The sequence below is a fragment of the Streptomyces sp. NPDC045287 genome (assembly GCF_056432325.1).
This window is the reverse complement of record NZ_JBWKJG010000023.1, coordinates 31,025-57,388: the sequence shown is the minus strand read 5'-3', so window position 1 is coordinate 57,388 and position 26,364 is coordinate 31,025. Positions and strand designations below refer to the sequence as shown.

The following is a 26,364-nucleotide window of genomic DNA, read 5'->3' as shown; positions in this document are numbered from 1 at the left end:
CCCGGCCTGACGGGCTGCGATCTGAAGCCCGCCACTGGCTCGCGGCTGCGTTCGGTACCCACAGCTGGCAGCTCGGCACAGGCCACGTCATCTGCCTTCATGCCACTTGGGCATGGTCCTCTTCCCGCCCCTGCAAGACACTCGCTGCGTTCCGTGCGAAGCGGCGGACGTCTGGAGTGTCGCCGCTCCGTGACCAGAGCAGGCGCAGTGGCAGGCGAGGACCGTCGCGCAGCGGAATGCTCACCGTGCCCTCGGGAGCCACGGTGCCGTTCTCGGGAGCGACGGTGAGGGCAAGAGCGTGGCCGAGCCGGACGACGGCCAGCATCTGAAGCCCGTCGCTGATGCGGGGACCCGGTGCACCGGGCAGACCGTCGGGCCACAGCCGCGGATCGCTCAGCGGGTCGGCAGGACCTGCTCTGACCCACTGGACGATCCGCTCGTCAACCAGGTCGGCGACCGTCACGGTGTGCTGTCGGGCGAGCCGGTGCCCGGCGCCGGCCAGGACGCAGACGTGCTCGTAGCGGACCACGAGCCCGTGCAGGTCCTCGACGGGCGGGACGCCTCGCCACAGTGCGATGTCGGCCCGGCCGTCCAGGAGGCGCTGGAACTGATCGTGCAGCGTCCCCACGGATGCCTGGGCGGGGTGATCCGGACTGGTGTTGTTGTAGGACCTGACGAGCAGATCGAGTAGGGAGGCGTCGCATCCAGGACTGGTGACCGTGAGCGGGGCATGCGGACGCATCGCCCGCCGAACCCGGGCCAGGAGACGCTCGGACCGGGCCAGCAGTTCTCTGCCCTCGGCGAGCAGAACCTCGCCCGCCGGGGTGAGGGACAGGCCCTGGGGGGTGCGCACCAGCAGCGGACCTCCCGCGCTTTTCTCCATCGCCTTCACGGCGCGGGACAGGGCGGGCTGTGTCATGTTGAGTCGCTGTGCCGCCCGGGTGAAGTTCAACTCCTCGGCCACCGCAACGAAATAAGCGACCTGCCGAATCTCGACCTCTCCCATCCACACAGGGTCTCACGAGCGCGTATGCCGGGTCGGCACAGCCCCATGCCCGATCGGAACTTCCATGATCGGCCAGCTGGCGGTTGCCTGGAGGAAAGGACGGGGCCCCATCCCGTCGCAGCCAGGAATAAGGAGAACGACCCATGACAGCGCATGCCCGTACAGCGGTGGTGACCGGCGGCACCGCGGGGATCGGCCTGCAAACGGCGGTGGGACTGGCAGCGCAGGGCTGGCACGTCACCGTCATCGGCCGGGACCGATCGCGAGGCGAGACGGCCGTGGCACGCATCGACGCCGCAGCCGGCCGCAGCGCGGGACGCTTCGTCAGCGCGGACCTGTCGAACGTGTCCGTGACCCGGGCGCTCGGCCAGCGATTGGCCACCGAGGGCCCCGTCAACCTACTGGTCAACAACGTAGGCGGTATGTGGACCGAGCGCTGGGAGAGCCCCGAGGGCATCGAGGGGAGCGTTGCTCTGAACCACCTCTCGCCCTACGTCTTCACCGAGGCCCTCTTGGACGCCCTCTCCACCGGTGCGCCCAGCCGAATCGTGAACATCACCTCCGGCGCGATAGTGGCGGCCCAGCCGGTCTTCGACGATGTCGAGGCGCCCGGACCGTACTACGGCATGGCCGCCACCGGGCGTGCCAAGCTGGCACACCTCACTCACACCATGGAGCTGGCCGAGCTCCTCAAGGACAGCATGATCTCCGTGTTCGCTGCCGACCCCGGGCCCGCCGCCACCGATAACGCGGCGCAGATGACCATCGACATCCTTCCGCCTGCCGCGCGCCCGCACTGGGAGCAGATCCGCCAGGATGTCTCGACGCCGGTGGCCGTCGCCGTGCGCGCCCCGCTCGTCGCCGCCACCGACACCGCACTCGACGGACGCACCGGCGTGGTCATCGGCTCGGCCGGAGTGCCGGACGACACCCTGCTCGGTTTCATCACCCCTGAGGTGAAGGCCACCGTGCCGGTCTGGACGAAGAAAATCCTGGCTGCCCTCTAGGCACCCGCGGAGGTGGGCCGCGGACACCGGCGAGGGACGCCCGGTGTCCGCGGCCCACCTCCCGACGTCTCGTCTTCCACACTGGACGCCTACGACGCCGCCCAGGAGGCCGCCCGATGAGCCATCGCCCCTTCCGCCGCTACGGCACCGGCCCTGGCACCCTCACCCCCGAGGACCAAACCGCCGTCGACGCCTTCCGCACGATGCTCGCCGCCCGCTGCTCCCCCACCCCCTAGACACCCCGGACCAGGGCGCATCGAAGCTCGGCCTCCTCCAGGTCCTCGACGGCCCGCACAACATCGGCGTCATCTCATTCGGGATCGGTTCGGAAGGCGTGTACCTCGTTGGAGGTGAGGGCGATGGCGAACGCGGCCCGACGCTTCAGGTGGGCATCACCGCCAGCAGCGACCGCGTCGGAGCAGGCGGTCGCCCGTCCGACCTCGAGGCCCTACATGTCGGGGCGGTTGATTCCCTGCTTGTGGAAGCCATGGCTTTCTCCTTTCGGTCAAGGGAGTCGGACCATGGACCACCCGGGGTGCTTACGTCGCGGGCAAAGGACGGTTCTTCCTTCACCCCCTAGAGCGGGAGGGATACCTCTGGACAGCGGAGGCGGCGAGGAAGTCCACCGGTGTGCACGCCATAGCAAACTGACGCGCTTGCGTCGCCTCCAGGCGTTCCGGCACCGCGCCCGACGTGGCTACCGTCCGCCGATGCCCAGGTAGCCGTGTTCCAGCCCGCAGTGCCGCCCGCGCCCTCGCCGAATACGTCCTGGACGACGCCGACCAGCCTCTCGCCACCCCACGCGAGGGCACCGTCCGCTGCGCCCAGGAGCGCGCCCAGATCGTCCGCGCCCTGTACGAGCGACTCGACTGCCTCACGGAACCGCCCCCGGCCACGGCCTCTGCCACCTGAACCACCCCGTGCCCTGCCGGACACCGGCCTCCCGCGGTGTCCGGCAGGGCACGTTGAGGACGCGGTGGCTGCCGATGCGTCACCAGACGATGCGCTGCATGCCGCGCCAGGCGTTCCCGGTCAGGCCGACCCGATCAAGGCTATGACTGGGGGAGGGAGTCGGCAGCCCCTGGTCCTCCCCTGCAAGGACGGCATCGACGCGACGCGCTCCCCGATTCGCAAGATGCCGGCCGACGAGTTCAACAAGACGCCGGATCTGCTCTACAAGCACGGAGAACGCCAGGCTGTCCCGCTGGTCGACTCACCCAGCCTGGGCGTTCTCGCTGGATATGGCTGCGGTCCCGCCTCTGCTGGTGGGACCGCAGCCCTGTTCGCGGATGTCGAGCGAAGACCAGAGTGCTCAGGACCTGGTCAGTCCTGGAACTCGGTGCTCTTCACGCTGTGAGGCGCAGGCTTCGCAGGTTCGTCCTCGTACCTTCCCGGCGCCAGCTGGCTGAGGGGAAGGCATCTCCCGGCAGCAGTCCCGAGGCCCTGGCTGCGCCCCGGCTCCCAGAGCGAAATCTGGGGGACTGGGGTGTCCTCCGTGTCCCGCTGCGCCACAACCGTGCTGTCCTATCCGGCACGGTGGTACGCGAGAAGCCGCGAGCCGTCACTGCCGTACGCGGCCGGGCGTACGACGCCGACGCACACCAGCAGGCCGCGATACCCGAGCAGATGCTTGCACCATCGAAGGCGGTACTCAAGCACGGCGACTGGGAGCCGGAAGCCGCGCCTCGGGAGGCGATCGATCTGACGGCGCTGTGGGCCTTGGGGAAGTACCGCGTGGGCATGGAGGTTCTCGATCTCAGTCGAGTGACTGTGCTACCTCAGGGGCGCTTTCCCTGCGGCGGTCGACCATGCCCGCGCCGCCATGGACTGTTACACAGACCGGGACGAGCCGATGCAGTCCGTACGGTGCACGAAGCGAACCGGCCGGCGAACAGACCTTCCCACTGTGCCGCCTGAGTAGGAGACCTCCACCTGGGCGGACCGCCCGACGGATTGACACCGTTGCGTGCACTTCCGTGCAGCGGCATCGGCGTGGTGAAAATGCAGCGCCATACCGCCCCTGGCGCCTTCTAAGCTCTGGCTCATGACGACAACGCATACCTACGATGTCACGGTCGAATGGACGGGCAACCTCGGATCGGGAACGGACAGCTACCGATCCTTCAGCCGGGACCACGAGGTGCTGGCGGACGGCAAGGTCGGGATCGCAGCCTCCTCGGATCCCGCATTCCGGGGTGATGCAGGGCGATGGAATCCCGAGGAGTTGCTCGTGGCTTCCGTCGCCCAGTGCCACATGCTCTGGTACCTCCACCTCTGCGCCGACAGCGGGGTCACCGTCACCGACTACGAGGACCACGCCCATGGAGTCATGACCATGGATGAGAACGGTGGGGGAGGCCAGATCACCGAAGTCGTCTTGAGCCCTGAGGTGACAGTCGCCGACGTGTCGATGGTGGAGAAGGCGCGCTCGCTGCACGGCGACGTACCTGCGGTGTGCTTCATCGCCCGCTCGGTGAACTTCCCCATCACCCACACACCCGTAATCCGTGTCCAGGAGGGCTGAGCAGGGCTCCGGCAGCACTCGGCTTCCAGGAGCAAACTGCCCGGCGCCCCTTCCCTGGGCTTTCGTAGAGCAGTGGTCGCAGCCTGCCATTTTTCGTGCAGCTTTCGTCGCTCTTGTCCGTGTCCGTGCTCATTGAGGGCTGAGCCCGCGGGTACCAGGGGCCTTCGCCGGCCCCTGGACCCCGCTGCCCCCGTTGCTCCCCGGCGCGAATCCGTATCGCTGTGGTGGATGTGGTGCGCGCCGGGGAGCAACGGGGATGTGGACTTGCTGAAGAAGTCGCCGGGCGCCTCGCACCGGTGGTGGAGGTAGGAGTTACCTGCTTCGACAAGGGGGTTTGGTGTCCTGTGGCAGAGGTCGGTGGGTGGCTGGGGGAGATTGAGGGTGAGGCCGCCTGCTGGTGGGGGAGCCGTTGGTGGGGGAGCCGTGGTCGGTTGCCTGACCGAGACCTGCATGGTGAGGGCACTGGGGGCGTGGTTGCTCTTTGGTAAGAAGCGCCGCCGAGGACACCATGCCTGACCAGGGAACTTTCTGTAGCACAGTGCTCTTGAGCGCACATTTTAGGTTCGAATTTGTCGCTGTAGCCGTCACGTTCCCCTATGAAACTCCAGCAGGTGTTGACTTCCCGCGTAGCTCGATAGGCTCGATGTCTTAGCAGGTGGCAGCGGTGAAAGGGGGCGCTGCACTGGCGGGTCGACGCCCGCGCCGAGGGCGGAGATGTGCTGTCATCGCGACACGGAAACTCAATAGCCAGTGGAGTTCTGATGCCTGCGACCCTCTAAAACTCCATGCAGAATGGATTTTCTGCGCGCCTGGAGCGGTGGGGTGATCGAAGCTGTACCGACGGGCGCGCCTACGCGACAAAACACAAGTGGCGCTTGAGTTTTGCGGTAGTGTCCTGATCGCCTGAGTGATTGAGGAGGTCAAGTGACATCAGACCCGCCCGGCCGCGCACCGAAGCCGCGCCCGCTGGCTGGTGCTCCAGACGAAGACCCGTTCAACGACATCCTCGGTGTCCTGGGGGAGCAGCTCGGTGAAGTAGCCGCTGTAGCGGACCCTCGAGGGCGCCGCCGGCTGAAGAAGGTGGAGCTCGAGTTCGAGTCGGACGGCCGCGCCGTTCACGACATGGCCGGCAACCGCGGCTACAGCCTGGCAAGCAACTGGTTCACCCAGTTCCTGGCCCAGCTGGTCATCGCCAACTCCGTCACGAAGTCGCAGCTGTGTGTCTTCCTCTACGTCGTCGGTGGACAGATCCGGGGCACGGGCGTCACCCAGTACACCCAGCAGGAGATCACCGACGGCCTCAACGCCGTCGCACGCGAGAAGGGTGGCAAGCTGATCACCCGCTCCACGGTGAACCGGGCGATCAAGGCCCTGTGCGAATACCACTGGTTGGAGCGGGCGGGCAACGGGAAGATCCGGGTGAATGCCCGGCTGTGGTTCTCCGGCAACAGCGACGCCCAGCGCGAGGTGCTCGAGCAGATCTCCGCCGCCCATGACCACAACATGGAAGCCTTCCCCTACGGTGTCGGGCCGGAGAAGCCGTTGCAGGAGGAGTTCGACTTCGGAGAGCAGCCCTACGGTAGAAAGAAGCGAATCGGGTGATAGTGCACGAAAGGGTTGACGTGCTTACTTCGCGAGAAAGAGGGATGATCTGATGGCCCAGGTCATGTCACCGATCGTCAGCGAGCGCATCTGGGCGCTGCCCATCTCTGGAGCAGCCGTCAAGTTCCTCCAGTACCTCATCCACCGGTCCGACTTCGGAGGCGAGCTGCCCGTCCGGCAGAAGGACATGGCCGAGGAACTGCGCATCACACCGCAAGCTGTCAGCAACCACATCGCCGCACTCGGCAAGCTGAACATCGTGCTGCGTCCCCAGAACGAAGCGCGCCAGGGCAACAGCTATCGTCTCCACCCCTTCGCGGCGAAGTACGAGACGCCAGAGGACCTGGAAGCCGCCTTCCGGCACGCAATCCAGCAGATCAAAGCCCGTGAGCTGCCCAATCTGAACCTGCCGGCCTATACGGCCGTTCCTCCTGCCGAAGGCAGGCCAAGCCTGAAGGTCGCTTAAAAAACAGGGGCTCCGCCACGGCGGAGCCCCTGTGCCTGAGTTATGAGGTTCTGCTCGCCACTATAGCTGCTCGAGGCCGACCCCTCACTCCGATGTGGACCAGGCGGTTTCGTCTGGATTATCGGGCGGGCCAGAGGAAGATGCCTGCGATGTGGAGCCCTGCCAGGTAGATGGTGGCGGTCTTCTCGTAGCGGGTGGCGATGCCGCGCCCCTGCTTGAAGTGGTTGACGCACGGCTCGACGGTGTTGCGCTGCCTGTACGCCTCCCGGTCGAAGGCCGTCGGCCTGCCCACGCCGCTGCCGGTTGGCCTGCTGGTCGGCTCGTTTTGGGATCACCGCGCAGACGCCGCGTCTATGCAGGTGGTTTCGGATCTCGCGGGAGGAGAGCGCCTCGTCGGCCAGGACCATATTGGGCTCGGTACGGGGCCGTCCGGACGTACAGGCGTGTCATCACCTCAGTGAAGGCCGGAGCTTGCCTGCTTGGCCGATGGTCAGGTAGGGGGCCGGTGGTCGGCAGCGGTCGTCGGCTGCGAGGGGGATCTTCGTGGTCTTGTGTCCTGAACATGAAAGGGAGTTGGTAGTAGGACAGCTTCTGGAAATGGTGCTGTGCGAGAGATGAAGGTCGGCCCTTCGGAGTCACCCTGCGGGGCGGGATCGCCCTTCTGTGAGGTCTCCACCAGAAGGTCACGGTTACGGCCCCGGCGTGACGCCCTTCACTGCCCGCGCGAAGGCGAGGGCGGTCGGGGGGACATAGGAGCGGTGCCAGATCAGCCCCAGCTCGGAGGAGGGCAGCCCGTCGACCGGGATGAAGGTGATGGAGCTGCGCCGCCCGTGGTAGTCGGCCGTGGACCGGCACAGCAGCATCGCGCCCCGGTCCGCCGCCGCCAGACTCAGCCCCTCCTGGAGGGTGTTGACCAGCGGGCCCGCCGGGATCGGCCGCAGCTCCGGGGTGTGGTCCGGGGTCTGAGCCAGGCGCCAGTACGCAGGCGCGGGACCGGGCGTCCCACCCGCGCCCACGCCGATGAGCCGGCAGTCGGACAGCTCCTCCGCCGACACCGACTCCCGGGCCGCAAACGGGTGCCGGACGGAGACGGCGAGGGTCTGCGGCTGCCGGGAGAAGACCGGCCCGAGCACCAGGTCCTCCTCCTGTACTGGCAGGAGCACCACCGCGCAGTCCACCTCCTGGCGGCGTACCGGCCCGAACGGGTCCGACAGCGGGATTTCCGTCAGCTCCAGGACGCACCCCGGGCACTCCTCCTCGAACAGGGCTATCGCCTGGGCGAGGTAGTCGTCGACGGTGCCCTGGAAGCCGATTCGCAGCACTCTGCCCACCTCCGCTCGGGCGGCGGCCCGCGCCTCATCCAGGGTGGCGCGCAGCCCGTCGTACGCGGGCCGCAGGCTGCCGATGAAAGACTCCCCGAGCGGAGTCAGCCGCACCTGGCGGCTGGTGCGCTCGACCAGCGGGGCACCGATCCGTCCCTCCAGAGCACGCAGCAGCTGGCTTACCCTGCTCTGGGAGACGTACAGTCGCTCGCCCGCTCGGCCGAAGTGCAATTCCTCGGCGAGGACGAGGAACGCCTCCAACTCGCGGATCTCGATACCGCCCACGGAATCCCGGCCCCCTCCACCCGATCGAGTAATCCCACTCATAGAAGGATGAGGGATTGGCCGTTGTTCCCGAATGACCCTACGGGTTGGCTGGTCGTATGGCACAGACAGAGGAAATCGCAGGCAAGGCGCCCGGAGAGGGGCAGTCCGCACGACGCGGGGGCTGGCCCGCGGTCGCCGCCGTCGCCGGGGCGACGTTCACGGTAGTCACCTCCGAGATGCTGCCGGTGGGGCTGCTCACCCCCATCGGCGACGCGCTCCATGTGAGCGAGGGGACCGCCGGGCTCACCCTCACCCTCACGGGTCTGGTCGGCGCGGTCTCCGCGCCGCTGCTGACGCCGCTGCTCGGCCGGCTGGACCGCCGGGTGCTGCTGTGCTCCATGATGGCGCTGCTCGTGCTGGGCAACCTGCTCGCGGCGTGGGCCCCTAACTTCGGGGTGATGGTGGTCGCCCGCATCCTCGTCGGCATCGGCATGGGCGTGGTCTGGGCGGTCGCCGCCGGTCTCGCCGTACGGCTCGTGTCCGGCACTGCCATCGGACCGGCCACCTCACTCATCTTCAGTGGGATCGCGGTGGCCTCGGTGCTGGGCGTCCCGGCCGGTACGTACATCGGGGAACTGGCCGACTGGAGAACGGCGTTCGCCGTCATCGCCGCCCTCGCCGTGGTGGTCCTGATCGCACTCGCGGCCCTGCTGCCACCGCTCCCGGCCGAGCAGGACATCCGGCTCGGCGGCGTGCTGAAGCTGATCGGCAACCCACGGGTGGCGACCGGGCTCGCCGTGGTGGCATTCCTGGTCACCGGGCACTTCGCCGCCTACACGTACGTACGGCCCGCGTTGGAGGAGATCTCCGGGGTCAGCCCCACGATGATCGGCACCCTGCTCCTCGTCTACGGCGTCGCCGGCGTCCTGGGGAACTTCGCGGCCGGCGCCGGGGCGGGCCGCTCCCCGCGCGGCACGCTCCTGGTGATCGCCCTCGTCCTGGCGGCCACGGTGGGGCTGCTGCCGCTGCTCGGCGGCTCGGTGCTGACAGCCGGTGTGCTGCTCGCGGTGTGGGGCATCTCGTACGGCGGCGTGTCGGTGAGCACCCAGACCTGGCTACTAGCCGCCACGCCACAGGACCGCGAGGCAGCGTCCTCGCTCTTCGTGGGAGTCTTCAACGGGGCGATCGCACTGGGCGCCCTGGTCGGCGGACTCACCGCGGACGGTGCCGGGATCGAAGCCGTGATGTGGCTGGGCGGCGGCCTGGTACTCGCCGCCCTGCTGGTGGCCGCCCTGGGCCGGGCCCCGGAGAGCGGCCGGCTCGGCTAGATTGCCGGACCGACCGCGCTCGGACCTTCCGAGCCGGGGCTGGACCGCCGATCCGGCCAACTCGGCCTGCCGAGCCGAGCGACTGGCGCCAGCAGGGCCCATGGGGAGGCGTACGGTTCACGACATCCTGGGCCTCGCGCGCGGCTCGACGTCGTGCTGGTCGAACCATAGCCAGTCGCCGAGATCATGTGGTGGACACAGCACTGGGGCACGGATCGTGGTGACACCCGGTGCGTTTCGCCCGGCTCCTACTGGACGTCACGACCACGGACATCTCGCCTTTCGATGCGGGCGCCGATCCTGCCAGCGGGTTACCCGCCCTTCCCCCTGCCGCTCCCGATGGTCACGGGCCGGTGAGGATGCCGTGGCTGCCGATGAGGCGCCAGATGATGTGCTGCACGCCATCTACTGACTTTGAAGTCGTCTTGTCGTAGGGGCTGACGGTTGGCGGTTGTCGCGGTATGCCGGGTGTATGAGGTATCCGCAGGGTGGGGGTCTGACCGCGGAGAGGCAAGCGTTCCGTGAGCGGGTCCGGATGGAAGCGGTCGGGATGTTCACCGCTGGGCGGGGCAGCACGGAGATCGCCAGAGAGTTACGGGTCAGCGTCCGGTCGGTCCAGCGTTGGCATCAGGCATGGGAGGCGGCCGGCCGGGACGGGGTCCGATCCCGCGGCCCGGTCTCCCGGCCGAAGCTGAGCGAAGCGCTGTTCGCCGTGCTCGAGGAAGAGTTGGCCAAGGGACCGGTCGCGCACGGATGGCCGGATCAGCGGTGGACACTGGCCCGGATCAAAACGCTGATCGGCCGGCGATTCCACAAAAGCATGACGTTGTCGGGCATCTCGCAGATGCTGCGGAGGCACGGCTGGAGCCACCAGGTTCCAGCCCGCCGAGCCGTCGAGCGGGACGAGGCAGCCGTGGCCGGCTGGGGGAAGGAGGTGTGGCCGCACCTGGAACCAGCGCGGCGGCGCTCGGGGCCTGGATCGTCTTCGAGGACGAAGCCGGATTCTCGATGACGCCGCCGACCTCCCGCACCTGGAGCCGACGCGGAAACACACCGGTCATCCGGGTCCGCGGCCGCTCCCAGCGCCGCTTCTCCATCGCAGCCCTGTGCTGCTACCAGCCCGGCGAACGCTCCCGCCTGATCTATCGGCCCAAACGACACACCGACCACAAGAGCGGCGGCCGCAAGAGCTTTGCCTGGAGCGAGTACCGCGACCTCCTCATCGCCGCCCACCAACAGCTCGGCGGCCCGATCGTCCTGGTCTGGGACAACTTGAACGTCCACAAGGACCGCCGCATGCGGGCCTTTATCGACGCGCAGAACTGGCTCACCACTTACCACCTGCCGTCCTACGCACCCGACCTCAACCCCGTCGAAGGCATCTGGTCGATCCTCCGCCGCACCACCCAGGCCAACACCGCCTTCACCAACCCAGACCATCTCGTCCGCCGGCTCCGACACGGCCTCCGCCAGATCCAGTACCGCAGCGACATCATCGACGGATGCCTCGCCGCGACCGGCCTCGCACTCACGACACCACGCCTGCAACCTCAGTAGGAGCAACGGCGTGCGGAGTAGGGTGCCGGGTGAGGACCAGGGCGTGGGACGGGAGCCGTCGCGCGGTCAGTCGGTGCCGGCCATGCGGGTGTCGGGTCTGTGTGTCTCTGCGAGCAGCGCGCGGCAGTGGTCCCGCAGCAGACCGGAGGGGACCGTGCCGAGCGAGACGTCCCGGGCGACCTGGCGCAGCTTCTCGACCGGGGAGCCAGCCAGCACCTGGAGTACCTCGAACTTGTTCCGCATCGGCACCTTGGGGTCGGCCATGAAGTCTCGGGCCGCGGCCGCCGCTGGTGCGTGCTGCAGTTGGGTCAGGGTGATCAGCACCCTGACCTGGAGGTAGCGGTTGGGCTCTCTGGCCAGCCGTCCGAGCAGGTCTAACACGTCCGCGCCACCTAAGTGCCGCAACACCTGGATCGCGCCGACGCGGACCATCGGTGGCACGTGTTGGGCGGCGGCGATCGCCTGGTGGGCGGCGCTCGTCTCCGGCAGCAGTCGGCCCCGGGTCAGTGCCAGTGCGCAGATCCGGACTGCCGTCTCCTGGCGGGCATCGGCCGCCACGTCGGGCAGCACCTGCCTGGCCCGCTCCGGGTGCGCCCGGCACAGCGCCTCCAGTGCCCTGATGCGCGAGGGCGCGTCGACCGACGCGTCCGTCAACAGCTCCTCCAGTGCCCGACACCCGTCCTCCGGGGCGATCTTGCCCAGCGCGCCGGCGGCGCGGATCCGCAGCACCGGACCGAACGCCGATCGGGCGAGCCGCTCCAGGCAACGGCGTGCCCGGACGTCGCCGAGGTCCGCCAGGAGCGTGCCGGCCTGTACCCGCATCACCTCCAGCAGCTCCGGGTTGTCCAGCACGGACAGCAGGGCGTCGGCGGCCTTGCGGGTGCGGAACTGGTCGAGGCGCTCGGCGGCCAAGATCTGCGATGCCCGGGGCACCGAAGGGTGCAGCGCGATGATGGTGAGCGGGTACAGCGCTCGCGGGTCCCGTACGCCGTCCAGCGCCTCGGCGGCCTGCAGGCGCAACTCGGCCCCGGCCGCGGGGTCGCCGGCCAGGGCGTACAGGACGTCCTGGCCGCGCGGGTCGGACAGGGAGAGCAGCGCCCGGCCCGCCTGGAGCCGCTCCGGTCTGGACAGCTGCTCCGTCGCCGCGATCGCAGCCAGAGCGTCAGCCGCCCTGGGGTCGCCGTGCCGGGCCAGCGCCTCGGCCGCCCGAAGGATCAGCGCTGGCTCGTCGGACGGCCCGGTCAGCAGGTGAGCCAGGGTGTCCACGACGCAGGGGTCTCGGAGGCGGGAGAGTCCGTCGGCGGCCGACAACCGCAGGAGGCGGTCCTCTGAGGGGTCCCGGGCGATCCGGGCCAGGCACTCGACGGAGTCCTTCCCGCCCAGCCATTCCAGGGCCTCCAGCACCCGGCTCCGGGAGGACACCGGGCGCTCCCGGTCCCCGGCGGCCTTGCGCAGGTACCGGAAGGCGGAGTACGGGTGGAGCCGGGAGAGCGCCTCCACCGCGGCGGACCGGACATGGGTGGGGGTCCGGCCGTCGACGGCGATGCCGAGCAGGATGGCGACGGCGCTGCCCGGCGCGGTCCGGTTCAGGGACTCTGCGGCGCGCAGCCGGTCCACCCACCAGATCTCGGAGGACCGGGCGAGGTCTGCCAGCGCCCGCGCGCCGCGCTCGTCACCGAGTCGGCCCAGGATCTCGGCGGCTCTGATCCTGCGCCCCGCGTCCGCCTCCTGATCGCCGGCGACGGAAACCGGCAGCTCATGGGCGTCTGCGGCGCCGAGGTCCGCGAGCATCTCCGCAGCGTGCAGCCGGGATCCCAGATCGTGCTCGGGGAGCGCCGCGAACGAGGAGATCTCCGTGGTGCCCCGGGCGTCCCCGAGGTCCACCAGCGCCCGCGCGGCCCGCAGCCGGTCGAACGGGTCGCGCCGCTCGTCGCGGGCCACCGCGAACAGTTCCCGCGTGGCCGCCCGCAGCACCCGCCGGGGAAGGATGATGCCCTCGCCGCTCAGCCGGGCGACGTACTGGGCGCTGTACAGCTCCTTGGTCCAGTACGCGAGCAACCGCGCGAATCCTGGACGGCCGGACCAGGAGGAGACGAGGAAGTCGACATAGGGACTCTCGACGGCGGCCAGCGGGGCCGCCCGGCGTCTGCGCGGCCAGCCGCCGACGATCGAGCGGTAGGCGGCCCGGTTCCGCTCGGGGTCCCCCACCGTGGCCTGCGCCGCGAGGTGTTCGAGCAGCGTCTGGTGGACGAACTCCAGGCCGCCGCCCCGCCGGACGACCAGCCCGCCGCGCAGCAGTACCTCCTCGCACAGCGCGCTCCACCGCTCGGGACGGAGCGAAGCGGGCCGCAGGTGGCCCGTCCACCGTTCGATCAACTGCTGCTCGGGAGTGGTGTCCCCGTGGTACTTGGCCAGTGCCAGCTCCCGCAGGACGTGATCCGTCAGGGCACCGAGTCCTTCCGCCGCGCGGGCCCCCTCGGCGCCGTGGCGGTCCAGCACGGCGTGCGCCTGCTCCAGCACGTTGGCCCGCTCGCCGTACTGCTTGGCGCGGAGCAGGTCCATGAACCGCGTGTACAGTGCCCAGCGGCCCCGAGGCAGCGGCTCCTGGTCGGATTCGGCGTGTAATTGGCAGAGCATGGTCGCCATCAGCGGCACCGTTGCCAGGTGTCGCACGCTGGGGATCCTGACGTGCTCCAGGAAGGCGGTGGTCCTCGCCTCTGGCTCCGGCAGGCCCAGGGCGGTGAACCAGGCGCGGGCGAACCCGGGCAGCTGTTGGAGATCGAAGGGCAGCAGGGAGTAGCAGCGGAACCGGGGTGCCGGCACGTCCCGGATGTCGAGGGTGGGCCTGGTCGCCAGGACGAACCGGAACTGGTGCGCGTACGAGTCCTGTTCCCGGATCGAGGCGAGCTTGCCCAGGACGCGCTGCCGCCCCTCCGGGCTCATCACCTCGTCCAAGCCGTCCACCAGCAGCAGCCAGCGCACGCCTGGCGCCGGGGGAGCGGCGAAGAGGTCCTCGCGGATCGGCCTGACCAGCCCGGCGCCGCTCAGCTCTCGGGAGACGGCGTCGTGTAGGAGACTCGCGAAGGGCCGGTCGCCGACCAGGTCTGCGGCCCTGACCAGGACGGGGACCGAGTGGTAGAAGTGCTCCTCGGTCCACCTGCGGGCGACGGTGGTGATCCAGGACCGCAGCAGACTGGACTTCCCGAAACCCGGTCCGCCGAAGACAATCACGTCGTCGGGGTGGTCCAGGAGCGCATCGGCGGGGGCCCGCGTCTCGTCGTCCGGCACTGGGTCGAGGCCCCGGTACGCCGTTGCGTGCTGGTGGACATAGACGGTGGACAGCGGCGGCGGCACTGTGCCGGGGACCACGCCCGGATACGGGTGCTCCCGGGCGGCCCGCACGGAGATGTCCAGGAACTCGCGCAGTCGCGGTCCGAGGAAGGGCCAGCCGCCAGCCTCGATCTGCGCGTCCGACAGCGTGCCCAGCCAGGTCCGGCAGTCGGCGCTCCACCGGCTGTCGCACCAACCAGGATCGAGCCGGGCGGTCAGCTCGCGCGCCCCGACCATGTGCGAACTGCCGGTTCGGTCGGCAGTGGTGAGCATGCCGGCCACGCACCCCGTCCGGTGGTTGAGGACGGGACTACCGCTGAACCCGGCGGTCACCACCGCGCCGCGCAACCGATGCAGGCTGTTCGGCCGGTCGAAGGCACGGGCGGACGTGCCTTCGTAGGTGAAGGTCGCGGACTGCCCGGCGCGGAACATGCCGGACGGGTGCCCATGGGTCCACAGTGCGTCCCCGACGGTCAGCCGATCCGACAGCGGCAGGGCGGCGGGGCTCTCCCGCCGGTCGGCGTCGGTGACCTGAAGGAACGCCAGGTCGAGCCCGTCCCCCGGGGACAGGAAGTACCGCTCTGGACGCGCCTGGAGTTCCAGGATCAGCGAGCGCGAGGCGATGCGGCCCACGATCCTGCGCGGCAGCTCCGCCGCCGAGGCGGCCACCACGTGGGCGCATGTGGCCACCACACCGGGTGCCACGAAGAAGCCGGTGCCCACGGCGAGCGGTTCGCCGTCGGGCGAGGGCACTTCCAGCGCGACGACAGAGTCCAGCAGCGCCGACTGCTGCCTCCCCGGGGAAAGGCTCGTCACGCCGAGGTGCTGTCCCATTCGAGCGTGACCTTGAACGCCGACTTGGCGCTCGCCTTGCCGATGGCGGCCACCAGGGAGCCCGACTCCAGGGCGATATCGCAGCCGAACTCCAGCGTCACCTTGCTCGCCGTGCTCTGCCGGGCCTGCTCGCCCACGGCCCGCGCCACCGCGTTCAATCCGGACATGACCTGGTCGAGGCCAGGGCGACGGGCACCGATCTCGGTCTCCTCGCCGCCCACCGCGGCCTCCACGGAGCGCGCGAACACCTGTATGCGCACCCCGTCCTGGGTCACCGGGACCACCACGGTCTCTCCCACGGTGCGGTCGTGCTCTGTCATCGTGCATCCCCTCCAGGCGCCAGCCCGAACGTCTGTGACGAGCCCGGAGCGGGCTGTGACGACATCTTGGCACAGCCCACGGACAGTGCGCGGCCGCTGGGGAGAACCCCGTCCGGCGCGGGACGCGGCGGTTAGGCGAGCGTGCTGCCCGCCTTCTACTTCTTCCAGGAGAGGTTCCAGCCGGTGAGCCCGTTGGCCGAGTCGACGGTCTTGTCACCCGAGTTCTTCACGATCACCACGTCCCTAAGGAGCGAACCGCCGTAGAACGCGTACCCAGCCGTCTCCTCATCCTTCCCGCCCTTGGTGTCGCGCAGGCCGATGCAACCGTGGGTGCTGTTGCGGTGATCGAAGATGGAGTTGGCGGTCCAGTAGGTGCCGTGGATGAAGGTGCCGGAGGTGGTAAGCCGCTGGGCGTGCGGCACGTCCGCGATGTCGTGCTCGTTGCCGAGGCCGACCGCCGAGGAGCGCATCCGGGGCTCCTTCAGCCGCTCACTGATTACCATGATCCCGGACCAAGTGGTGTGCTCGCCGTCTCCGCCGGTGACGGAGTAGGTGGCGGTCTTCGCCCCGTCCCGGGTGATCGTCCTCTTCTCGGTCTTCAGGTCGATGGTGCTGATCTGCGACCGGCCGATGCGGAAGGGGAGCGTCTTCGTCCGCGAGCGGATGCGGGCGGCGACCGCAGGGGTGTGGGTGCGGGTGCGGCCGGTGGTCGACACCGTGCTGGCGGCCGACGACGTCGTCGCCGTGGTGTACGTGATGCGCGGCGCCTTCGCGCGCCACCGCCTGCTCGCCGAAGCCCGCCGCCACCTCTCCTACGTTCTGCGCGGCCGGCCCCACGAGCAGGGCTTGGACGAACGGATCGTGCAGAGCATCGTCGACGACTACACCCGCTCGGCGAGCCGGCGGATGATGACCGCCGACCTGCGCGCCCTGTACCCCCGCGACACTGAGGACCAGGCTGTGCTGCGCCCGTTGACCCGCAAACGGTCCGCCTCGCCGTACGAGCAGGCCCGCCCGCATGCCGGGACCGGCCGGGCGCGCCGGTTCCGGCATGCGGCGGTGTGAAGTTCAGCCGCAGTCGTTCCGGTTGATTTTCAGGGAGCGGGTCTGGTCGTTGAGGTTGTAGCCGCGCAGATCGTGGATGGATCCACCGCTGCGGGTGACGCACACCCAGCGGCCGGCGTGGTTGCGCTTCTCGTAGACGCGGGCGGTGCGGTCGGAGTTGTTGCGGACCGAGCTGCCGCGGTCCCGGATCGCGGAGGGCAGGTCCTTCACGCTGCCATCCGAAGCCCGGCGTACCCAGGGCTGCCCGCCGAAGTTGATCTCGGGGTAGATGCAGACGTAGCCGGACGGGCAGTCGATCGCGGCCCGTGTCGCACGGGGCTCGCTGGAGGCGGAGGCTGGAAGGACGAGTGGTGTGAGGGCGAGGGCGGCGACGGCCGCAGCATGCATCAGGTTCCTGATCACGTACTACGGATACCGGCCACCGCCCGTGAGTGGGGACGTTTACGCAAGCGTTCACTCCAGCGGAGCACCCCATGGGACAGCCACCGGGAGAAGCCTTCAACGGGGGCCCGGTTCGTGGGGGACGGTCCCCGGCAATCTGGGCCTGCGCCCGGACTCGCCCGCGACCGGAACCGCGGCGCTCACCGAGCGGCGCGACCAGGCGCCGCCGCGCGCCGTCGACCACCTCGGCCGGGAGGACGCCCTCACTCCCAAGCAACGTACTGATGCCGTCCACGCCCACCAGCAGGCCGCGATGCCCGAGTACTACCTGGAGGGCCGCACGACCGATCCGGCGACGTGGCTGCGGACCCCGGAGAACCTCGCCCGGCTCGCCAGGCTCACCCTGGAAGCCGAGACCCGTCGTCGGGACCTCGAGCGGACGCGGCCCGACCCGCAGTCCGACACGGACACTCCCGCTCCCGCGGCCAGCGGCAGCACCAGCACCCCGGACCCGGCCCTGGATCCGGTCAGGGCGGGGGAGCGATGCCCGGACGGTGACGGCCACGGTCGAGAGGTGGGCCGGTTCCGGTGGGATGCCGCACGAAGTCGCTGGGGCATCGACCGGCGAGCGCGGCCGGGAGGTGCCGGAGCAGGGGTGAGGGTGCAGGGGCCGGTACCCAACGTACGGAGGTCCTCTTCATGGTCCAGCCGTTCCCGGATCTCACCCCGGAGCGCCTGGCGTAACTCGTCGACGCCTCCCGGCTGCGGGTGGCGCTGTACGCGGCGCCTGCCGCGTCTTTGCTGGTCCGGGGCCGCCGGGGGGCAGGACTCCGGGGGCCGGCCGAACCCGCCGCGGGACCTACGCCCGCGCCGATACCGTCGACGCTGAGCACGGCGGCGCCCCGGCACCCGGGAAGCTCCCCTCGCCGGGCCTCGCGTGGGCGCTCGAAGCGGACCGGCGCGCCGGCGGAAGCGAAGACCGCATGCTGCTGCGTCACCGGGTGGGGGTGGCGGCCACCGTGGGGTGCACCGGCGCGGGGTGGGGGACGAACCACCTGGTCAAGGGGCAGTCAATGGGCAAAACGGACACCACTGTGTGGCCCGGCCGGTGCGCGGCTCCACTGAGTGGAGCCACTTGGTGGAGCCCATCGGGTGGAAGTCATCGAGTGGGGGAGTGGCCGCCCCTCCCGTTCCGCTTCATCGAGTGGACCTCACTCGGTGGATCCGCCGGGTGGAGTCCGCCCGGCGATGACCGGCACTCCTGCACGCTTCCGATGTCCCGCACCTCATCGGTGCATACGCTGCCCGACCACCCCTTGACTCGATTCGGCAGGCTCGTGTCGTCATCTCCGTGGCCAGGTTCGCCCCGGCGTGTTTACGGCTGGCTGCCATGGGCGGCGGTTCGGGCGTCGCCCACGGGCCGCTGACGTTACGGCGTCACCACGGGGATGCCGTCCGGGCGGCCGGCGAGCAGGGCGGCGATGTAGTCGACGCAGCGCAGGGCGGCCTCGGCCATGGCGCGGCTGGTCATTCCGGCGATGTGCGGGGTGAGCAGGGCGTTGGGCAGGCCGAACAGCGGGGAGGTGAAGGCGGCGTGCTCGTGGGCGAAGGTGTCGATCGCGGCGGCCGCCAGGGGGTGTGCCGGGTCGCGTAGTGCGTCGGCCAGGGCTTGTTCGTCGACGATTCCGCCCCGGGAGGTGTTCAGCAGGATCGAGCCGGGTCGCATCAGCGCCAGTTCCGCCCGGTCGATCATTCCCCGGGTCTGCGGGGTGAGCGGGAGGTGCAGGGAGACCACGTCGCTGCCGGCCAGGAGGGCGGTGAGGGACTCGACTCGGGGTACCGCCGCCCCCGCCGGGCGGCGGGAGAAGCCCTGGACCGTCATGCCGAGGGCAGCCGCACGCTCGGCCAGTGCTCGACCGATTCGACCGAGCCCAAGGACACCCAGAGTCAGCTCCGACAGCTCGGATGCGGGGGCGACCGGTCCGCTCCAGCGGCCGTGGTGGGCAGCTTCGTTGTGCTCTGACAGGTTCCGGGTCAGGGCAAGCAGCTGGGCCAGGGCGAACTCCGCGACCGCGGTCGCGTTGGAGCCCGGGGTGTGGGTGACGGCGACGCCGCGGCGGGCGGCGGCGGCCAAGTCGACGTGGTCGGTGCCCGCCCCGGCCCGGCCGATCACCCGGAGCCGGTTGGCCAGTATCGGATCGGTCGCCGCCGCCAGGAACGCGGCGCCCAACGGGACACCGGCCCGGGACTTCACCGCGTGGTAGCCGAGCCCGTCACGCAGGATCTCAGCTGTCAGCGCCGACTCGTCGAAAGCGTCGAAGTCGACAAAGTCCACCCGGCCCGTCCACGCAGCCCGCGCACTGGCCTGGTCGGTTACCCGCTAGAGGTTCAGCGTGACGGCTGCCCCGTGCCCGAGCAGGCGCTCCAGCTCACGGTCGAGCAGTTCCCCAGGAGCCGCATCCAGCAGTAGAACCCGCATCCGCCCCACGAATCCCCCTTCCCTACAGGCGGACCTTATGCGATCCACGCGCGCGGCGGCGGTCGATCCACCGGCGGTGGTGCGCACCCCCGATGCCGTCCTGTGCGAGGTGGAGGCCGGCTATCCGTGACGATCGAGGGCACCGTGCGCTGCGTCCAGAACCGCGCCCGTCTCGTGCGCGCCCTCTACGAATGCCTGGACCGTCTGGAGATCGCGCGCACCCAGCCCGTGTGACCACGCTCCGCACCCGGCGCGACCACGGGCCTGGGTGCGGAGGGCTACACCCGCAGCAGGCTTACCCGGGTGCCGGTTCCGGGCGCAGTGAGGCGAGCGGCGAGCGTCGGTCTTTCTCCACGGTGTGCAGTTGCTCCCAGTCGACCTCGGGGTGGGCGGGGATGACCGTGTCGACGTCGACGGTGCGGTAGAGCGGCACGTCGACCGCCCCGGCCCGCGATGTACCGCACCGGACCTCGACCCGCTCCACCGCCCGGAGCCACCCGAGCTTGACCATCCAGTCGAAGTCCACTCGCCTTACCCGAAAGCGGGTGGCGGCTTGGCCGGGGCCGAGTGGGGTGACTGCGGTGACGAGCTCGGCCAGGTCCTCTCGCACGTAGACCCCGGTGACCTGGCCGGGGGCGGTGGAGTGTGCCTTCTGGGTTGCCGGACAGGCCGCAGGTGGCGGACCAGCGGGTCACGAGTGATGTCGCTGAGAGTGCTTCGGTGGCTGGAATGGCGGGGTGGCGATGACCGGAACGCAACTGACGATGGTGGCGGACATCTGTTCACTTTCGGTCGTGATGGATGCCCGGTTCGTGTCTTTCATCATCTGTGAGTATCGGTGAAATCCGAAATACACGTCCAGACGGCGTGAGTAGGTGTCATCCGGAGGGTCCGGTTCTTGCCCGTGTGTGAAGGAAGATCGGGGGCACGGCGGCGGATCCGTGGCTGTGGCGTGTCAGGTTGTGTGCGCCCAGCGGCCAGGGGGGTCGCTGGTTCCTGTATCCCGTGGGGGGATCCTTGTGAACTCGCGTGTCTCGGGCATGCCTTCGTGGCGTGTCCGCAAGAAGACCGCTCGCCTGGCCGCGCTGGCCGTGATCACTTCCGGCGCGCTGGCCCTGTCCTCGCTGCCGGCCGTGGGCGCGGCCGCGCAGGAGAAGACGCCTGCCTCGTCCGCCTGGGGCAAGGACAGTCCCAGACCCACCGCGCCGGAGGTGCCGGTGGGTGTCAACAAGCCGGTGCCCAGCGAGCCGTCGGCCGAGCCGTCGGAGGAGGAGGCCGCCTGGCGTGTGGCTCAGAAGCAGCGCCGTGACGGGAGGGAGCCGCAGAAGTCGGCGCGCTCGACGTTGGGGGCGCTGACGTTCGTGCCCGAGGGGCAGGGGGAGGTGCCCTGGCACCGCTACTCCGACACACGCCTGACCGACGCTCTGGTGGCGCGGGTGAACCTGTCCAACGGCAACCTGATGCTGGCCGCGACCGACTTCGACATCGTCGGAGTGGGCCAGAAGCTGCAGCTGACCCGGACGTACAACTCCTTCACCGGCCCGTACGGCCAGGTGGAGAACTGGTGGCAGGGCTTCGAGCGCCGTCTGGACCTGATGTTCACCAACGAGGTGGTCCACTACGACGCCACCGGCGCGACGGTGCGCTTCACCAAGAATGCCGACGGCACACTCGCCACGCCGTCCGGCTACAGCAAGGATCTGAAGAAGAACGCGGACGGCACCTACACGCTGACCGATCGGAAGACCGGCTCGAAGGACACCTACAGCGCTGGCGGCGACCTGACGAAGGTCACCGACAAGAACAACGGTGCCCTCGCCGTTACCCGGCACGAGCAGGACGGTGAGCACACCGGCTTCAAACTGACCGAGACCCGCTCGGGCCGCTGGATCGACCTGGTCAGAAGCGATGCGACGCACTGGCAGGCCACGGACAACACCGGCCGCACCATCTCCTACGAGCTCTCCACACCCAGCGCCGATGGAGAGGTTGGCGGCAACCTCGTCAAGACCACAGACACCGACGGCAAGTCCACCCTCTACACCTACGACTCCTCGAACCGGGTCGCGAAGATCACCACCCCGCGGGGCAACGAGACCCTGTTCAACTACGACTCCCAGAACCGCGTCGTCTCCGTCCAACGGCTGGACGGAGGTTCGGGCCCGACCTGGACCTACGCCTACAACACCGAGTACCCCTGGCAGGCGGGCACAACGACCGCGATCGACCCGGACGGCGACCGCACGGTCCACACCCACAACGCGGACGGAGAGATCACCAAGGTCACCGACCCACTGGGCCACAACCGCTCCACCACTTACCAGAACCACCTGGTGCAGACTGCGACCGACGCGATGGGCACTGGCACCGGGGGCACGGGCGGCAACGTCACCACCTACGGCTGGGACACCCGCAACAACCCCGTCTCGGCCAAACTGCCCACCGGCGCGAACACAGCAGCCCAGTACCAGACGGTCGCCGGCGCCGATCTGCCCACCAGCACGACCGACGCCGACGGGCGCAAGGACACCTACGCCTACGACGCCGCGGGCAACACGCTGTCGGTGACCACCAGCGGCACCGAGGGCGGACAGCGCACCTACACCTACAACCCCGCCACCCCCAGCTGCGGCGGGTTCCAGGGCCAGCGTTGCACGGCCAAGGACGCCAACGGCAAGACCACGTCCTTCACCTACGACGCCAAGGGCAACCTCGCCAAGGTCACCCCACCCGCGCCCCTCGGCGTCACCACCTATACCTACGACACGCTGGGCCGTACGGCCACCTCCACCGACGGACGCGGCGTCAGGACCCTCTACACCTACGACGCCCGCGACCGGGTCACCAAGGTCGACACCTCCGGCTACACCACCGTCACCTACACCTACGACGCCGACGGCAACCTCACCTCCCGGACCGACGACACCGGCACCACCACCTGGATCTTCGACGCCCTGAACCGCGAGACGATCCGCACCCTGCAGGACGGCTCCTTCACCACCCTGGCCTATACCCCCGGCGGCGGTGAGGTGGACTGGTACAAGGATCCCAACGGCAAGACCGACTACACCTGGGACGCCGCCGGCCGCCTGACGGAGTTGCTGGATCCGGCGGGCAAGAAGACCACCTACGAGTACAACAACAACGACAAGCGCACCAAGACCACCTACCCCGGCGGCACCACCCAGAACATCACCCTGGACGCCTCCAACCGCCCCACCGCCATCAAGACGGTCTCCGGCACCACCACCCTGGTCGACCTCGCCTACACCTACAAGTACGGCACCAACAACGCCACCGACGGCACCAAAATCCGCACCCGCAAGAACAACACCACCCAGACCACCGACACCTACATCTACGACAGCCAGGGCCGCCTCTCCGTGGTCGAACCCCGCAACCCCAACCACCCCACGACCTTCACCCGGTACTGCTACGACAAAGTGGGCAACCTCCTCGGCGCCCCCCGCCCCACCTGCACGACCAGCTATGGCTACAACGACGCTTCCCAACTTGTCACCAAGAGCGGTACGACCACCGGCTGGTCCTACGACAAGGCCGGCAACGAGACCGCCGCCGCTCCCATTGACGGCACCGCCCGCACCGGCGAGACCTGGACCGACCACAGTCAGCTGAAGTCCATCACCACCGCCGGCACCACCCGGGGCCTGACGCACGCGGGCACCGACAACACCGAGCGCACCAAGCTGGCCGACACGGCCTTCCACCACACCGCACTCGGACTGACCGGCACCACCACCGCCGGAGTCGACACCGGATTCATCCGCGAACCGGCGGGCACACTCAACTCCGTGCGCAGCGCGGGCAAGTCCTACTACTACCTCACCGACGCCACCGGCAACGTGCTCGGACTGGTCGACGAGGCGGGCCAGCGCACCCACAGCTACGCCTACACCCCCTACGGCACCAACTACAGCGACCCCGTCGAGTCCTTCTCCCAGCCCTACCGTTACGCCGGCGCCTACCTGGATCCCACCGGCCTGTACAAAATGGGCGCCCGTTACTACGACCCCTACCTCGGCCGCTTCACCCAGCCCGACCCCTCCGGACAGGAAACCAACCCCTACCTCTACGCCGCCGGCGACCCCATCAACCACACCGACCCCACCGGACTGCTTTCGATGGACATCGGAGGAGAGGCTTGCCTCTGGGTCTGTGGTGGTGCCGGCATAAGCGTCAATGAGGACGGCAGTCTCCACCCCTACGTCAGCTTTGGCGTCGGGACACCTGGTGGCAGTGTCGACGCAAGTCTTGCGTCCGGATCAGCTGACCAAGGGTGGACCGGCGAGGTGTCCTGCGGATTCGGGCCAGTCGAAGCATCCGCAGCTACCGATGGCAGTGAAAGCGTGGGCACGGGAGGTAGCACCGGAAAGTGTTCAGGTAGCGCCAAGTACACCTTCTAACTCCTTAGGAGATCACGCATGCTTGCTTTTCTTCAAATCGCCAATGACCGACCTGACGGGCCGTCGTGGTCTCCTTACCTGGCCATCGGCCTGTTCGTCATGGCGATGGTCTTCATCGGCGTCATGTATGCCAAGCGGCGTCGCTGAATTTGCGTGAGGACATGTGTAGGGGACCTCTTCTCTGGAGAGGTCCCCTACACCCGATAACCAGGAGATGCCGGCATGGCCATCGTCGTGGGTATTCTCATCGTCCTGTTCGGGCTGGCTGCAGCCACCGTAGGTCCGCATGTGGCGAACACGCTCAGTGGACGACGGTCTAGTGGTCGCTTCGAGACGTCGAATGCGTTTGCCTTCCGTATCATCGGGACGGTCCTGGTGGTCTTGGGCCTGGTCTACGCCGTAGTGGGTGGGTAAACCACTGGAAACGAACCGTGCTCTGGCAGTGCAGCCGAGGCAGTCATAATGTGGTAAAAACCTGCCAAACCAGTCGGTTAGGCCTGGTGGCGTGGGCGGCCGGTACGGTGTCGGGATCGAGCACCACCACATCGCCACCCCGTCCTGACCGCCTCCACCCCTGCCTGACCCGCCCGCTACAACACGGGGGCCACCGGGGGACCCCGGGCGGCCGCCCCTTGGCCTGCCCGACCCCTACGCCGATGTTGACGCCGCCTTCGCCTTCGGGCACAGTGCGGCGAGCGGAGAGCGCTAGCTCTTCCCACCGCGCGCATTTGCTCCCAGTCGACTGCCGGGTGTGAGCTGCGGACCCGTACCGCGCTCTCCTGCCGGGACGCCCGCGCGTCACCTTGAAAACCAGAAGCTGCTACCGCTCCTGCCTGCGACCGGTTCTGCGGCTACCCAGGTGTTTTCGGGGTAGGCGGGTGTCATGTTCTTCTTCAGTAACCGGATCGGCTGTCTGGGATCGCTACTCATCAGCGCGATCGCGACCGGCATCCTGATCATGATCTTCGCGCGTTGATCCAGCTACTCAGCGGATTCCCTGCTCGTGGAAGCCATGGCTTTCTCCTTTCGATCAAGAGAGTCGGACCATGGACCACCCGGGGTGCTTACGTCGCGGGCAAAGGACGGCTCTTCCTTCACCCCCTAGAGCGGGAGGGATACCTCTGGACAGCGGAGGCGGCGAAGAAGCCCACCGGTGCGCACGCCGTAGCAAACTGACGCGCTTGCGTCGCCTCCAGGCGTTCCGGCACCGCGCCCGACGTGGTTACCGTCCGCCGATGCCCTGGTAGCCGTGCCCGAGGCCGCGGCGCCGCCCGCGTGGTGGGGGAAGGGTCGGGGTGGTGAGGGCGGTGATGACGCCGCGCGCGGCCTGGGGCGGAAGACCCGCGCTGACGTGGCCGGAGTCGAGGACCTGCGCGTAGGCGCCCGCCCCGTGCGGGGTGAGGGCTTCGGCGAGCGCGGCGGCCGCGGTCCGGGCCGGCCCTTCGCCCCATCCGGGCTCGGCCGACGAAGCCTGCCGTGGAACCCCGCCTGGTCGCGTGAGGAGTCCGGCCAGGGCCTGAGCGTCGGCGGGCTCCAGCGTGAGGGTGAGGAGTACGGCGCCGAGCTGGTGGACGCGGTGCCGCGTGATGCCGTGCCCCGCCAGCGCCTGGCGCAACTCCACGCTGACGGCGGCACTCGCGCCAGCGGCGTCGCCGTGCGGAGCGGTGCCGGCGCGGGCTTGTTCGGCGCGTTCGGCGACGGCGGCCGCCGCGACCGGCACGGCGGCCAGGATCTCGGCGCACTGCGGATCGAGCCGGGCGAGCGCACCGGCCAGGACCTCCAACGCGGTGGCCGCGTCCTCCACCGCGCCCGCGCTCCACCCGCCCAGGCTCGCGGCGTCCGCCAGCGCGCACGCCGCGACGACCATCTCCTCAGCCAGCGCCTCCAGCCCGCCGGGCCGCCCTTCGCCGGTCAGCTCCATGTTCCGCCCACGTCCTTCCACGCATCCTGGTCGTACGCGCCGGGATCACATGATGACGGTCATCGCGCCCCGGCGGCTTCCCTCCCGACGCGCGGGAGTCGGCCGTTACGGGCCGGTGAGGATGTCGTGGCCGCCGATACGGCGCCAGACGATGTGCTGCTCGCCGGCTGACCGGGCCGGGCCGTAGGACCACGTGGCGCGCCCGTCCGGTGCCCAGGTGAGTTCGTAGACCCCGGGCGCGCGGCGGACGCCCTTGATACGGAGGCCGGCGCGGAAGCGTCCGCGGCCGGTGCGCAGGTCGGGGACGAAGGCGTCCAGGACGACGCGGCGGAAGCGCCGGCGTTGGGCGGGGGTGAGGTGCTGGAGGTCGGCGGTGAAGCGGGGGCAGGTCTCGAAGGTGGGCACGGTGGTCTCCTCCGGGCAGCACGACGAAGCCCCCGGCGGTTGCCGGGGGCTGCTGTAGGCGGTGCTCGTTCCTTGGCGCGTGGTGATGCTCAGTGGTGCTGGATGGTGTCGTTCGGGTCGGGGTGC

21 protein-coding genes and 1 pseudogene are annotated in these 26,364 nt (G+C 69.3%); 11 read left to right on the top strand and 11 right to left on the bottom strand.

Annotated features, from left to right (window positions below):
• Positions 1 to 97: 97 nt before the first annotated feature.
• Positions 98 to 1,006 (bottom strand): LysR family transcriptional regulator, encoded by a 909-nt coding sequence (locus AC07D6_RS29260; RefSeq protein ID WP_479049377.1) that lies wholly within the window; start codon positions 1,004 to 1,006, stop codon positions 98 to 100.
• Between the two features lie 143 nt (positions 1,007 to 1,149).
• Between AC07D6_RS29260 and AC07D6_RS29255 the strand changes: the two genes are divergently transcribed.
• The 5 genes from AC07D6_RS29255 (at position 1,150) to AC07D6_RS29235 (ending at position 6,605) form a co-directional block, all read left to right on the top strand.
• Positions 1,150 to 2,013 (top strand): SDR family NAD(P)-dependent oxidoreductase, encoded by an 864-nt coding sequence (locus tag AC07D6_RS29255; RefSeq protein ID WP_479049375.1) that lies wholly within the window; start codon positions 1,150 to 1,152, stop codon positions 2,011 to 2,013.
• Between the two features lie 693 nt (positions 2,014 to 2,706).
• Positions 2,707 to 2,925: a hypothetical protein gene (locus AC07D6_RS29250; RefSeq protein ID WP_479049373.1), complete on the top strand. Its 219-nt coding sequence runs from the start codon at positions 2,707 to 2,709 to the stop codon at positions 2,923 to 2,925.
• A gap of 1,132 nt (positions 2,926 to 4,057) precedes the next feature.
• Entirely contained in the window at positions 4,058 to 4,537 is a 480-nt protein-coding gene (locus AC07D6_RS29245) for an OsmC family protein (RefSeq protein ID WP_479049371.1), read from the top strand.
• Positions 4,538 to 5,461: 924 nt separating this feature from the next.
• The gene (locus tag AC07D6_RS29240; protein ID WP_479049369.1) at positions 5,462 to 6,139 is read left to right on the top strand and encodes a hypothetical protein; all 678 of its coding nucleotides are present in this window, start codon (positions 5,462 to 5,464) and stop codon (positions 6,137 to 6,139) included.
• 52 nt (positions 6,140 to 6,191) lie between these two features.
• The gene (locus tag AC07D6_RS29235) at positions 6,192 to 6,605 is read left to right on the top strand and encodes a hypothetical protein (protein WP_479049367.1); all 414 of its coding nucleotides are present in this window, start codon (positions 6,192 to 6,194) and stop codon (positions 6,603 to 6,605) included.
• 118 nt (positions 6,606 to 6,723) lie between these two features.
• Here AC07D6_RS29235 and AC07D6_RS29230 read toward each other — a convergent pair whose 3' ends face one another.
• Positions 6,724 to 6,897, bottom strand: a complete 174-nt coding sequence (locus tag AC07D6_RS29230) for a hypothetical protein (protein WP_479049365.1) — start codon at positions 6,895 to 6,897, stop codon at positions 6,724 to 6,726.
• Between the two features lie 397 nt (positions 6,898 to 7,294).
• On the bottom strand, positions 7,295 to 8,212 hold the full coding sequence (locus tag AC07D6_RS29225; RefSeq protein WP_479049363.1) for a LysR family transcriptional regulator: 918 nt from the start codon (positions 8,210 to 8,212) through the stop codon (positions 7,295 to 7,297).
• Positions 8,213 to 8,310: 98 nt separating this feature from the next.
• On the opposite strand from AC07D6_RS29225, the gene AC07D6_RS29220 reads away from it, so the two are divergent.
• Both AC07D6_RS29220 and AC07D6_RS29215 read left to right on the top strand, forming a co-directional pair.
• Complete coding sequence (locus AC07D6_RS29220; protein WP_479049361.1) at positions 8,311 to 9,522, top strand: MFS transporter; 1,212 nt, start codon at positions 8,311 to 8,313, stop codon at positions 9,520 to 9,522.
• 472 nt (positions 9,523 to 9,994) lie between these two features.
• A protein-coding gene (locus AC07D6_RS29215) for an IS630 family transposase (RefSeq protein WP_479049359.1) occupies positions 9,995 to 11,079 on the top strand; the annotation gives its coding sequence in 2 pieces (ribosomal slippage) (positions 9,995 to 10,520 and positions 10,520 to 11,079; 1,086 coding nt in all).
• Between the two features lie 66 nt (positions 11,080 to 11,145).
• Here the strand turns inward: AC07D6_RS29215 and AC07D6_RS29210 are convergent.
• The 3 genes from AC07D6_RS29210 to AC07D6_RS29200 all read right to left on the bottom strand — a co-directional run bounded on the left by AC07D6_RS29210 (position 11,146) and on the right by AC07D6_RS29200 (position 16,279).
• Positions 11,146 to 15,243 carry a trypsin-like peptidase domain-containing protein gene (locus AC07D6_RS29210; protein ID WP_479049357.1) on the bottom strand — a complete coding sequence of 1,366 codons (4,098 nt, stop codon included), beginning with the start codon at positions 15,241 to 15,243 and terminating at the stop codon, positions 11,146 to 11,148.
• Entirely contained in the window at positions 15,222 to 15,563 is a 342-nt protein-coding gene (locus AC07D6_RS29205) for a CU044_2847 family protein (RefSeq protein WP_479049355.1), read from the bottom strand. Before AC07D6_RS29205 ends, AC07D6_RS29210 begins: the two co-directional genes overlap by 22 nt.
• Before the next feature lie 155 nt (positions 15,564 to 15,718).
• On the bottom strand, positions 15,719 to 16,279 hold the full coding sequence (locus AC07D6_RS29200) for a L,D-transpeptidase (RefSeq protein ID WP_479049353.1): 561 nt from the start codon (positions 16,277 to 16,279) through the stop codon (positions 15,719 to 15,721).
• Between AC07D6_RS29200 and AC07D6_RS29195 the strand changes: the two are divergent.
• Positions 16,221 to 16,604 (top strand): annotated as a pseudogene (locus tag AC07D6_RS29195) (MobF family relaxase); the annotation flags it as partial. The gene AC07D6_RS29200 and the pseudogene AC07D6_RS29195 sit on opposite strands and share 59 nt — an antisense overlap.
• 27 nt (positions 16,605 to 16,631) lie before the next feature.
• Here the strand turns inward: AC07D6_RS29195 and AC07D6_RS29190 are convergent.
• The 3 genes from AC07D6_RS29190 to AC07D6_RS29180 all read right to left on the bottom strand — a co-directional run bounded on the left by AC07D6_RS29190 (position 16,632) and on the right by AC07D6_RS29180 (position 20,014).
• Entirely contained in the window at positions 16,632 to 17,030 is a 399-nt protein-coding gene (locus tag AC07D6_RS29190; RefSeq protein ID WP_479049351.1) for a peptidase inhibitor family I36 protein, read from the bottom strand.
• Positions 17,031 to 18,438: 1,408 nt separating this feature from the next.
• On the bottom strand, positions 18,439 to 19,344 hold the full coding sequence (locus AC07D6_RS29185; protein ID WP_479049349.1) for an NAD(P)-dependent oxidoreductase: 906 nt from the start codon (positions 19,342 to 19,344) through the stop codon (positions 18,439 to 18,441).
• A gap of 439 nt (positions 19,345 to 19,783) precedes the next feature.
• Positions 19,784 to 20,014 (bottom strand): hypothetical protein, encoded by a 231-nt coding sequence (locus AC07D6_RS29180; RefSeq protein ID WP_479049347.1) that lies wholly within the window; start codon positions 20,012 to 20,014, stop codon positions 19,784 to 19,786.
• A 514-nt stretch (positions 20,015 to 20,528) separates the two neighbouring features.
• Here AC07D6_RS29180 and AC07D6_RS29175 point away from each other — a divergent pair.
• From AC07D6_RS29175 to AC07D6_RS29165, 3 genes are all read left to right on the top strand, one after another.
• A complete protein-coding gene (locus tag AC07D6_RS29175; RefSeq protein WP_479049345.1) occupies positions 20,529 to 23,912 on the top strand; it encodes an RHS repeat-associated core domain-containing protein in 3,384 nt (1,127 codons plus the stop codon).
• 18 nt (positions 23,913 to 23,930) lie between these two features.
• Entirely contained in the window at positions 23,931 to 24,059 is a 129-nt protein-coding gene (locus tag AC07D6_RS29170; protein ID WP_479049343.1) for a hypothetical protein, read from the top strand.
• 75 nt (positions 24,060 to 24,134) lie between these two features.
• Positions 24,135 to 24,326, top strand: coding sequence for a hypothetical protein (locus tag AC07D6_RS29165; RefSeq protein WP_479049340.1), 192 nt, complete (start codon positions 24,135 to 24,137; stop codon positions 24,324 to 24,326).
• 808 nt (positions 24,327 to 25,134) lie between these two features.
• Here the strand turns inward: AC07D6_RS29165 and AC07D6_RS29160 are convergent.
• Positions 25,135 to 25,833 (bottom strand): hypothetical protein, encoded by a 699-nt coding sequence (locus AC07D6_RS29160; RefSeq protein ID WP_479049338.1) that lies wholly within the window; start codon positions 25,831 to 25,833, stop codon positions 25,135 to 25,137.
• Positions 25,834 to 25,938: 105 nt separating this feature from the next.
• Positions 25,939 to 26,238: a hypothetical protein gene (locus AC07D6_RS29155; protein WP_479049336.1), complete on the bottom strand. Its 300-nt coding sequence runs from the start codon at positions 26,236 to 26,238 to the stop codon at positions 25,939 to 25,941.
• Between the last annotated feature and the right edge of the window lie 126 nt (positions 26,239 to 26,364).